The organism is Streptomyces sp. NPDC000410, assembly GCF_040300305.1.
GTDB lineage: Bacteria > Actinomycetota > Actinomycetes > Streptomycetales > Streptomycetaceae > Streptomyces.
In genome coordinates this window covers 22,733-33,309 of sequence record NZ_JBEPDM010000061.1, presented here as the reverse complement: position 1 = coordinate 33,309, position 10,577 = coordinate 22,733, and the positions used below count along the sequence as shown (strand labels likewise).

The window sequence follows — 10,577 nt, the reverse complement described above, 5'->3', positions numbered from 1 at the left end:
GTACGAGGATGATCCTCCGCCTTGCGATTGCACGCACCGGACGCCGCGCGCCCCGCCCTGCGGGCGGACGGCGGTATTTGTCAGACACGGCCTAGCGGCCCGAGCCCGCCGCGGGCCCTGGGGCCTGTCTTCGAAGTCCCGTCCGCCCGGCGAAGCCAGGGGGAGTGCCCCCACGCCGCGTTCGCACGCACCGGGCGCCGCAGGGCCCGCCTTCGGGCGGACGGCGCTACTGCGAGGACACCCCCTACGCCCCGCCCTCTCCCAGTGCCTCCAGCGCGTGCAGCTGGTCCAGGAACCACTGCTTCGGCGGCAGCACCGTCGCCGCCACGGCCAGCCGCTTGCTCCGTTCCGCCCGCTCGTCGTCCGGCATGCTCAGCGCCTCGTGCAGCGCCTCCGCCGTCCCCGCCACGTCGTACGGGTTCACGGTGATCGCGTGCTCGCGCAGCTCCTCGTACGCCCCCGCCTCCCGCGACAGCACCAGCGCGCAGCCCGCGTCGGAGACGACGGGGATCTCCTTGGCGACCAGGTTCATGCCGTCCCGGATCGGGTTGACGAGGGCCACGTCCGCGAGGCGGTACGCGGCCAGGGAGCGGGCGAAGTCGTCCTTGACATGCAGGATCACCGGCGACCAGCCCGGCGTGCCGTAGCGCGCGTTGATCTCCTCCGCGACGCGCGACACCTCCGCCGTGTAGTCGCGGTAGACCGCGAGGTCCTGGCGGGAGGGGTACGCGAAGGCGACGTGGACCACGCGCTCGCGCCACTCGGGACGGGCGTCCAGGAGGGCCTCGTACGCCCGCAGGCCGCGCACGATGTTCTTCGACAGCTCGGTCCTGTCCACCCGGACGATCACCTTGCGGCCGACGCCGATCTGCTCGTGCAGCGCGATGAGCCGCTCCGCGACGTCCGGCCGCCGCGACCGCTCCCGCAGGAACTCGGCGTCCGCGCCGAGCCCGTGCACCCCGATCCAGGTCCGGCCGCGCGCGGAGCCCGGGCCGGCGACCCGGATGCTGGGCGCCAGGTCCTTGGGCCAGGACGCGGCGACGTCGTACGGCCCGAGGACGGGCGGACAGGAGCGCATGAACGCCTGCGCCCACCGCCAGGTCAGGAACCCCAGCCGGTCCGCGCCCAGCATCCCCAGCAGCAGCTCCTCCGCGATGTCGTCCGGCAGCATCCGGAAGTACTCCTCCGGCGCCCACGGCGTGTGCGAGAAGTGCCCGATCCGCACGTCGGGTCTGAGCTCGCGGAGCATCCCCGGCGCCAGCGCCAGGTGGTAGTCCTGGATCAGCACCACCGCCGAAGGCCCCGCCGAATCCGCCAGCGCCTGCGCGAAGGCGCGGTTGTACGTCCGGTACGCGTCCCACTGGCGCCGGAACTCCGCGTCGAAGACCGGCTCCAGCGGCGTCTGGTACAGCATGTGGTGGACGAACCACAGCACCGAGTTCGCGATGCCGTTGTACGCGTCCGCGTGCACGGCGGCGTCGATGTCGAGCATCCGTACGCCCGGCTCGGTGACGCCGCGCCGCACCGCCTCCCGGTCGCCGTCGCCGAGTGCCGCGCACACCCACAGGGCGTTCGCGTCGGGGCCGATCGCCGACAGGCCGGAGACCAGCCCGCCGCCGCCGCGCCGCGCGTCGAGCGTGCCGTCCTCGCGGAAGGCGTACGTGACCGGACCGCGGTTGGAGGCGACGAGGACCTGGGCGGTGTGCTCTGAGTCGGTGTGCTCGGAGACGGAGTGCTCGGAGACCATGTGGCGAAACCTAGCCCGTCGCGTAAACCCTCAAACGTATGGCCGGAACCCGCGAAGGGGTCCGGCCGGATCACGTCAGTGGTCGCGTCGCCGGTCGCGCGTCGCCGCGAGCGCGATCGCCCCGGCCGCGGTGACGGCCACCGCCACGCCGCCCAGCAGCCACAACCGCTCGCCGACGCTGCCGGTCGCGGCCAGCTGCCCGCGGGCCCCCACATCGGCGACCGCCAGGTCCGGGACGACGAGCCCGGTCAAGGCGGCCGAGACGACCGTGAGGACCATCAGGACCCCGACGAACCGGGACGACGTGGAGTGACGGCGCCGAGCGCCGCGCAGTCTCGAATAGCCCATAAATAGGAAATTTAGACAACCTGTATGGCCATTCGGCGTTACGCCGCCCGGCGCGTCGCGTACTCCGCGATCTCGGCCATCGGTGGCCGCTCCTCGGTGTCCACCGGATGGGTGCGCGGTACGAACCCGTCCTCCCCGCGCTCGAACTGGGTGATCGCCGGGCGCACCAGATGACCGCGGGACAGCCGCAGCTGGGCCGTGCGGTAGATCGCCGCGGCCATCCGCCCGAGCGCCTGCCCGTCCTGGTGGCGGTGCAGCCGCACCCCCACGTCCACCTGCGCCAGCGCGTCGAGCCCCACCGTGTGCAGCGCGTCGACCAGCAGGCCGAGCTCCACCCCGTACCCGACCGGGAACGGCAGCCGCTCCAGCAGGGAGCGCCTCGCCGCATACTCCCCGCCCAGTGGCTGGACGAAACCGGCCAGCTGCGGCCAGTGCAGATTCAGCAGCGGCCGCGCCACCAGCTCGGTGACCCGCCCGCCCTGACCGGCCACAGACCCCAGCGGACGGTCGTACATGGCCTTCACGAACTGCACCTCGGGATCGGTCAGCAGCGGGCCGACGATCCCCGAGACGAAGTCCGCCGAGAACTCCTTCAGGTCCGCGTCCACGAAGCAGACGACGTCCCCGCTCGTCACCAGCAGCGAGCGCCACAGCACCTCGCCCTTGCCGGGCACGGCCGGTATGCGGGGGAGTATCTCGTCCCGGTGCACCACCCGCGCGCCGGCCTCCGCCGCCACCTTCGCGGTGGCGTCCGTCGAGCCGGAGTCGACGACCACCAGCTCGTCCACGAGCGGGACGGCGTCCGTCATCAGCTCGCGCCGGATCACGGCGACGATGTCACCGACCGTCGCCTCCTCGTTCAGCGCGGGGAGCACTACGCTCACCGTGGTCGAACGTTTCGCCTTTGCCGCTATGAGCTGGTCGAGCGGGCGGTCTGCCACGGACCAGGACCGCCGGGCCAGCCAGCGCTCCACCTCTTCCAGCACGTGATCTCCATCTCGCGGATCGGACGACCATCTCAGCCGTCCGAGGGTTCGGATACAGTCTTGAACAACGCGGACGACCCTCGCATGCCGGGGGCCCCACGCCGACAATCACATACCGCTCATCCAGAGGGGCAGAGGGATACGGCCCGTTGAAGCCCCGGCAACCCTCCAGTCGGTTCTCGTCGAATTCGCGTTCATCGCGTCGCGAGGCTCCCGGCTAGGGAAGGTGCCAAATCCGTCTCATGGCGAGATGCGCCATGAGGAAGATGAGGAGAAAGGGCCTCGCCTCCATGGCTGTACAGACTGTCGCAACCTCCACCGACACCACCGTCGATCTGGGCCCGGCCTCCGGCCTCTCCTGCCGCGAATGCGGCGAGACGTTCGCCCTCGGTCCGATCTTCGCCTGTGAGCTCTGTTTCGGGCCGCTCGAAGTCGCGTACGACCTGCCGAGCGGCGATCCCGAAGCACTGCGCAAGCAGATCGAGAGCGGCCCCGAGAACATCTGGCGCTACGCGCCGCTGCTGCCCGTCCCCGCGGACGTGGCGAGCAAGCCGAACCTGAACCCGGGCTGGACCAAGCTCGTCAAGGCCGACAACCTGGCCCGCGAGCTGGGTGTCACCGGCGGTCTGTACGTCAAGGACGACTCCGGCAACCCGACGCACTCCTTCAAGGACCGCGTCGTGGCCCAGGCCCTGGAGGCCGCCCGCGCCTTCGGCTTCACCACCCTGTCCTGCTCCTCCACCGGCAACCTGGCGGGCGCGGTCGGCGCCGCGGCCGCCCGCGCCGGCTTCCGCTCCTGCGTGTTCATCCCGCACGACCTGGAGCAGGGCAAGGTCGTCATGGCCGCGGTGTACGGCGGCGAGCTCGTCGGCATCGAGGGCAACTACGACGACGTCAACCGCTTCTGCTCCGAGCTCATCGGAGATCCGGCCGGCGAGGGCTGGGGCTTCGTCAACGTCAACCTGCGCCCGTACTACGGCGAGGGCTCGAAGACGCTCGCGTACGAGATCTGCGAGCAGCTCGGCTGGCAGATCCCGGACCAGATCGTCATCCCCATCGCCTCCGGCTCGCAGCTCACGAAGATCGACAAGGGCCTCCAGGAGCTGATCAAGCTCGGCCTGGTCGAGGACAAGCCCTACAAGATCTTCGGCGCCCAGGCCGAGGGCTGCTCCCCGGTGTCGGTCGCCTTCAAGGCCGGTCACGACGTCGTACGGCCGCAGAAGCCGGACACCATCGCCAAGTCGCTCGCCATCGGCAACCCGGCCGACGGGCCGTACGTCCTGGACATCTGCCGCCGCACCGGCGGCGCCGTCGAGGACGTGACCGACGAGCAGATCGTGGACGCGATCAAGCTGCTCGCCCGCACGGAGGGCATCTTCACGGAGACCGCCGGCGGCACGACGCTCGGCGTCGCGAAGAAGCTGATCGAGGCCGGTGTCATCGACCCGTCCCTGACCACGGTCGTCGTCAACACGGGTGACGGCCTCAAGACTCTTGACGCGGTGGCCCCGACCACGGGCATGTCCGCCGTCATCCGCCCCAACCTGGACTCTTTCCGAGAGGCTGGCCTCGCATGAGCGTCAACGTCCGCATCCCCACCATCCTGCGCACCTACACCGGCGGCGAGGCCGAGGTGAAGGCCGAGGGCGCGACCCTCGCCGAGGTCATCGCCGACCTGGAGAAGAACCACGCGGGCATCGCCGCCCGGGTCCTGGACGACCAGGGCAAGCTGCGCCGCTTCGTGAACGTGTACGTCAACGACGACGACGTGCGCTTCGAGCAGGGCCTGGAGACGGCGACGCCGGACGGCGCCGGCGTCTCGATCATCCCGGCCGTCGCCGGAGGCTGACCATCGAGCACAGTGCCGGAGGCTGACCATCGAGCACAGTGCCGGAGGCTGACCATCCGGCACTGTGCCGGAGGCTGATCGCCGACCAAGCTGAATTGCCCCCTCCGCAAGCTAAGCGGAGGGGGCAATTCTGCATGGTTAAACGCGGTAGAGTTGGGAAGTCCCCTCCACTGCTTGTGCCATGCGCATATGAGAATGCGCCCTCGCGCGACAAGAAGCAGCCAAAGTGTTCGAGCCTGATGCGTGGTAAGTGCGCTTTGTCCGGCCCGCTTTGCCCGGAGATGATCAGGACTCTCCTGAATTTTCCGTTCCCTCGTGCCCAGAATTCTCGTCCGATTGACCTGTTGCAGACGGCAGTTGGACAGATACATTCAGCCGCGGTCGACGCGTTCCGGCGCACACTCACACCTGCTGGTGGGTGAGGTCTGACCCGGGTCCGCGAAGTGCGGTCCTGTGCAAGGGCCAGTAATAGGGGAGTTAGGCATGGCTCAGGGCACCGTCAAGTGGTTCAACGCGGAGAAGGGGTACGGCTTCATCGCGGTCGACGGTGGTGCGGATGTTTTCGTCCACTACAGCGCGATCCAGATGGACGGCTACCGCACCCTGGAGGAGGGCCAGCGGGTCGAGTTCGAGATCTCGCAGGGCCAGAAGGGGCCGCAGGCGGACATGGTCCGTTTGGCCGGCTGAGCGCCGACCGACTGCAGCGACATAGCGGAGGGTCCGTACCCGTGACTGGGGTACGGGCCCTCCGTGCGTCCCGGTCCGGCCCCCGCGCGTCTCCAGGATCAGCGCGCGTGTCCACGATCTGTCGGAGCGGCTTGCACTCTCCCATGCCGAGTGCTAATCATTGGCGTTAGCACTCTCCCAGTGAGAGTGACAACGAAGGACCGGGTCGGTGAGGCCCGCACGCCGGGTGGGGCAAGGAACCACACGGCATGCAGGCCGTCCGTCGCGGGCGCCAGCGCGGTCCGGAGAAATCCACCCCAGTCCGGGAGGACCACTTCACATGGCCAAGATCATCGCGTTCGACGAGGAGGCACGGCGCGGTCTCGAGCGCGGGATGAACCAGCTCGCCGACGCCGTCAAGGTCACCCTTGGCCCCAAGGGCCGGAACGTCGTCCTCGAGAAGAAGTGGGGCGCCCCCACGATCACCAACGATGGTGTCTCCATCGCCAAGGAGATCGAGCTCGAGGACCCGTACGAGAAGATCGGCGCCGAGCTGGTCAAGGAAGTCGCCAAGAAGACGGACGACGTCGCCGGTGACGGTACGACCACCGCGACCGTCCTCGCCCAGGCGCTCGTCCGCGAGGGTCTGCGCAACGTCGCCGCCGGTGCCAACCCGATGGCCCTGAAGCGCGGCATCGAGAAGGCCGTCGAGGCCGTCTCCGGCGCCCTGCTCGAGCAGGCGAAGGATGTCGAGACCAAGGAGCAGATCGCTTCGACGGCCTCCATCTCCGCCGCCGACACCCAGATCGGCGAGCTCATCGCCGAGGCGATGGACAAGGTCGGCAAGGAAGGCGTCATCACCGTCGAGGAGTCCCAGACCTTCGGTCTGGAGCTGGAGCTCACCGAGGGTATGCGCTTCGACAAGGGCTACATCTCGGCGTACTTCGCCACCGACATGGAGCGTATGGAGGCGTCCCTGGACGACCCGTACATCCTGATCGTCAACTCCAAGATCTCCTCGGTCAAGGACCTGCTCCCGCTGCTGGAGAAGGTCATGCAGTCGGGCAAGCCGCTGCTGATCATCGCCGAGGACGTCGAGGGCGAGGCCCTGTCGACCCTGGTCGTCAACAAGATCCGTGGCACCTTCAAGTCCGTCGCCGTCAAGGCCCCGGGCTTCGGTGACCGCCGCAAGGCCATGCTCGGCGACATCGCCATCCTCACCGGTGGCACGGTCATCTCCGAGGAGGTCGGTCTCAAGCTGGAGAACGCCGGCCTGGACCTGCTCGGCCGCGCCCGCAAGGTCGTCATCACCAAGGACGAGACCACGATCGTCGACGGTGCCGGTGACAGCGACCAGGTTGCCGGTCGCGTCAACCAGATCCGCGCCGAGATCGAGAACTCCGACTCGGACTACGACCGCGAGAAGCTCCAGGAGCGCCTCGCGAAGCTGGCCGGCGGCGTGGCCGTCATCAAGGCCGGTGCCGCGACCGAGGTCGAGCTCAAGGAGCGCAAGCACCGCATCGAGGACGCCGTTCGCAACGCGAAGGCGGCCGTCGAGGAGGGCATCGTCGCCGGTGGTGGCGTGGCCCTGCTCCAGGCCTCCTCGGTCTTCGAGAAGCTCGAGCTGAACGGCGACGAGGCCACCGGCGCCAACGCCGTGAAGCTCGCGCTGGAGGCCCCGCTCAAGCAGATCGCCGTCAACGGTGGTCTCGAGGGTGGCGTCATCGTCGAGAAGGTGCGCAACCTGCCCGTCGGCCACGGTCTGAACGCCGCGACCGGTGCGTACGTCGACATGATCGCCGAGGGCATCATCGACCCGGCGAAGGTGACGCGCTCCGCGCTGCAGAACGCGGCCTCCATCGCCGCGCTGTTCCTCACCACCGAGGCCGTCATCGCCGACAAGCCGGAGAAGGCCGCCGCGGCCGCTCCGGGCGGCATGCCGGGCGGTGACATGGACTTCTGATCCTCCCGGATCGGACGCGTCCTTCAGTTCCGAGGGCGGTATCCCTGCTGTGGCGGGGGTACCGCCCTCGGGCGTTTTCCGGGGGTCGGTCGGGGTTCGGTCGCGGGTTGGTCGGGGGTCGTTCGGAGGCCGTTCAGGGGCTCTCTTCGTCGTGGCGCGACGGTGTTGCCGGTCGGATAGTCATATCTGCTGTGTGCTGTGTGGTGATGACTGGAAGGGGGGCACACAGAAGAGAGAGGCTGATCCGTGCGGCGCATTTTCGCGGTTGGTGCGGTTCTTGGTTTGGTGGTGGCTGCTGGGGCCGAGACCGCTCTGGCGGCCATAGGGCAGCAGCAGCCGACGGTGGCGGGTGAAGCGACCCCGTTGAAGAAGCGGCAGGTCAAGGCGGCTCTGACCAAGGCGCCGCTGACGTTCATCGAGAACCGTGGGCAGGCGCCCGCGGCGGTTGAGTACTACCTTCAGGGCACCGAGACGTCGGTGGCGTTCGGCGAGACGGGGCTGACGTACAGCCTCACCAAGGCTGCCGAGAAGCCCTCCAAGAAGACCTCCAGGAAAACCTCCAAGAACCCCGCTGACAAGTTCGCGGAGAAGTCCGCCGAGAAGCGGGAGCGGTGGGGTCTCAAGCTGGACTTCGTGGGCGCGAAGGCCACCAAGCCGGTCGCCGAGACTGCGGCACCTGGCAAGGTGAGCTATTTCAAGGGTCCGAAGGACACGTGGCGGACGGGCCTGAAGACGTATCAGCGTCTGGTCTACAACGACCTGTGGCCGGGTATCGATCTGGTCTATGCGGGGTCGGGGGACCGCCTCAAGTACGAGTTCCGGGTGGACGCGGGCGCTGACCCGTCGCTTATCCGGATGGCGTGGCGGGGCCCTGAGGACGTCAGTGTCGACAAGTCCGGTGACCTGCGGGTCAAGACGGGGATCGACACGCTTACGGACCTGTCCCCGGTGACGTACCAGCCGGCCGCCAAGGGCGGGGAGCGCGCCGAGGTGAAGAGCGCGTTCCGGCTGACGAAGACGAAGGACGCCTTCACGTACGGCTTCGAGCTGGGCTCGTACGACCGGAAGCGGCCGCTCGTGATCGACCCGGCCACGCTGGTCTACGCCGGGTACATCGGCGGGACGGGGTTTGAATTCGGCAGGGCTGTTGCGGTGGACAGCAGCGGTGCGGCGTATGTCGTCGGGTCCACCGAATCGATCGAGGCGAGCTTCCCGGAGACCGTAGGCCCCGACCTCACCCACAACGGCCGTAGTGATGCCTTTGTGGCCAAGATCGCGCCTGGCGGCAGCAGCCTCGTGTACGCCGGCTATATCGGAGGCTCTGGGTTCGACTCCGCCAGTGACGTTGCTGTGGACGGTAGCGGTGCCGCGTATGTCGTCGGGGGCACCGGCTCGACCGAGGCGAGTTTCCCGGTGGCGGTGGGTCCCGACCTCACCTTCAACGGCGGATTTGACGATGCCTTTGTGGCCAAGGTCCTGCCCACGGGTGCCGGGTTGGCGTACGCGGGTTACATCGGAGGCGCTGGATTCGACCAAGCCGAATCTGTTGCTGTGGATGGCAGTGGTGCGGCGTATGTCGTCGGGTCCACCGTCTCGACCGAGGCGAGTTTCCCGGTGGCGGTGGGTCCCGACCTCAGCTACAACGGTGGCGCCGCTGATGCCTTTGTGGCCAAGGTCGTCCCCACGGGTGCCGGGTTGGCGTACGCGGGTTACATCGGAGGCGCAGGGGCCGACAACGGCTTCGGCGTTGCTGTGGACGGTGGCGGCGCGGCATACGTCACCGGGGAGACCAACTCGACCGAGGCGAGTTTCCCGGTGGCGGTGGGTCCCGACCTCACCTACAACGGGCTCTTCGACGCCTTTGTGGCCAAGGTCCTGCCCACGGGTGCCGGGTTGGAGTACGCGGGTTACATCGGAGGCGCTGCATTCGACCAAGCCGAATCTGTTGCTGTGGATGGCAGTGGTGCGGCGTATGTCGTCGGAGGCACCGTCTCGACCGAGGCGAGTTTCCCGGTGGCGGTGGGTCCCGACCTCACCCACAACGGCGGATTCGACGCCTTCGTGGCCAAGGCCCTGCCTGGGGGCGCTGCATTGCAGTACGCGGGTTACATCGGAGGCGCTGATTTGGACCAAGCCGAATCTGTTGCTGTGGATGGCAGTGGTGCGGCGTATGTCGTCGGGTCCACTGTCTCGACCGAGGCGAGTTTCCCGGTGGCGGTGGGTCCCGACCTCACCCACAACGGCGGATTCGACGCCTTCGTGGCCAAGGCCCTGCCTGGGGGCGCCGCATTGCAGTACGCGGGTTACATCGGAGGCGCTGGATTCGACCAAGCCGAATCTGTTGCTGTGGACGGCAGTGGTGCGGCGTATGTCGTCGGGGACACCGTCTCGACCGAGGCGACCTTCCCAGAGACAGCGGGTCCCGACCTCACCCACAACGGCGATCGAGACGCCTTTGTCGCCAAGGTGAGCGCGGTGCCCATCGAGGCCGATCTCGCCGTCTTCAAGCTGGACAACGTCCACTCGGTGACGGCGGGCCAGAGCGTCACTTACGCCGTGCTGATCGTCAACAACGGCCCGGACACGACCGCTGAAGGGGTGACGATCACCGACATCCTGCCCGGCGGGTTCGACTTCACCGAGGCGAGTCCGGGATGTGCCGAGACGCTTCCCGGATCGAACGTGGTCACCTGTCAGGTCGGGTCGCTCGCGCCTGGCGAGGACGTCGTACGGACGATCACCGCAACGGCGAACGGCAAGGGCAAGGCCATCAACAGGGTCACGGTCGACGCGACGACACCCGATCCGCGTCCGGCCAACAACACCGCGACCATGAAGACCAAGGTCAAGAGGCACCACCGCGCTGCGGCGTAAGAGGGGACCAGCACCCCACAGGCCAGGGCAGCATCCCCACCCACAGGGGGTGCCGCCCGGCCCGTTCACAGGGGGGTAAACCCCACCTCCAACAGGCCAGTTGACCGGCTGGGGGCGGGACGCCGGATCCGCGAGGCTTGTTCG

General features: G+C 68.4%; 8 protein-coding genes and 1 riboswitch. Of the genes, 5 read left to right on the top strand and 3 right to left on the bottom strand.

Annotation, left to right across the window (positions count from 1 at the left end; genetic code table 11):
• Positions 1-244: 244 nt before the first annotated feature.
• The 3 genes from ABT342_RS33845 to ABT342_RS33835 all read right to left on the bottom strand — a co-directional run bounded on the left by ABT342_RS33845 (position 245) and on the right by ABT342_RS33835 (position 3,081).
• A complete protein-coding gene (locus ABT342_RS33845) occupies positions 245-1,747 on the bottom strand; it encodes an alpha,alpha-trehalose-phosphate synthase (UDP-forming) (RefSeq protein WP_351582271.1) in 1,503 nt (500 codons plus the stop codon).
• A gap of 75 nt (positions 1,748-1,822) precedes the next feature.
• A complete protein-coding gene (locus ABT342_RS33840; RefSeq protein WP_351582269.1) occupies positions 1,823-2,095 on the bottom strand; it encodes a hypothetical protein in 273 nt (90 codons plus the stop codon).
• A gap of 38 nt (positions 2,096-2,133) precedes the next feature.
• A complete protein-coding gene (locus tag ABT342_RS33835; protein WP_351582267.1) occupies positions 2,134-3,081 on the bottom strand; it encodes a glucosyl-3-phosphoglycerate synthase in 948 nt (315 codons plus the stop codon).
• A 116-nt stretch (positions 3,082-3,197) separates the two neighbouring features.
• A riboswitch (SAM riboswitch) is annotated at positions 3,198-3,354 on the top strand.
• A 17-nt stretch (positions 3,355-3,371) separates the two neighbouring features.
• Here ABT342_RS33835 and thrC point away from each other — a divergent pair.
• From thrC to ABT342_RS33810, 5 genes are all read left to right on the top strand, one after another.
• Positions 3,372-4,658 carry a threonine synthase gene (gene thrC, locus ABT342_RS33830; protein WP_351582265.1) on the top strand — a complete coding sequence of 429 codons (1,287 nt, stop codon included), beginning with the start codon at positions 3,372-3,374 and terminating at the stop codon, positions 4,656-4,658.
• Positions 4,655-4,930 (top strand): MoaD/ThiS family protein, encoded by a 276-nt coding sequence (locus ABT342_RS33825; RefSeq protein WP_351582263.1) that lies wholly within the window; start codon positions 4,655-4,657, stop codon positions 4,928-4,930. Before thrC ends, ABT342_RS33825 begins: the two co-directional genes overlap by 4 nt.
• Positions 4,931-5,413: 483 nt before the next feature.
• Positions 5,414-5,617 (top strand): cold-shock protein, encoded by a 204-nt coding sequence (locus ABT342_RS33820; protein ID WP_009339379.1) that lies wholly within the window; start codon positions 5,414-5,416, stop codon positions 5,615-5,617.
• A gap of 319 nt (positions 5,618-5,936) precedes the next feature.
• Positions 5,937-7,559, top strand: coding sequence for a chaperonin GroEL (groL, locus tag ABT342_RS33815; protein WP_351582261.1), 1,623 nt, complete (start codon positions 5,937-5,939; stop codon positions 7,557-7,559).
• Positions 7,560-7,805: 246 nt separating this feature from the next.
• Complete coding sequence (locus tag ABT342_RS33810; protein WP_351582258.1) at positions 7,806-10,433, top strand: DUF7948 domain-containing protein; 2,628 nt, start codon at positions 7,806-7,808, stop codon at positions 10,431-10,433.
• Positions 10,434-10,577: the final 144 nt, after the last annotated feature.

Coding starts and splice junctions, on each gene's coding strand:
- ABT342_RS33845 (WP_351582271.1), bottom strand. CDS start 1,747: ATGGTCTCCGAGCACTCCGTCTCCGAGCACACCGACTCAGAGCACACC.
- ABT342_RS33840 (WP_351582269.1), bottom strand. CDS start 2,095: ATGGGCTATTCGAGACTGCGCGGCGCTCGGCGCCGTCACTCCACGTCG.
- thrC (WP_351582265.1), top strand. CDS start 3,372: ATGGCTGTACAGACTGTCGCAACCTCCACCGACACCACCGTCGATCTG.
- ABT342_RS33825 (WP_351582263.1), top strand. CDS start 4,655: ATGAGCGTCAACGTCCGCATCCCCACCATCCTGCGCACCTACACCGGC.
- ABT342_RS33820 (WP_009339379.1), top strand. CDS start 5,414: ATGGCTCAGGGCACCGTCAAGTGGTTCAACGCGGAGAAGGGGTACGGC.
- groL (WP_351582261.1), top strand. CDS start 5,937: ATGGCCAAGATCATCGCGTTCGACGAGGAGGCACGGCGCGGTCTCGAG.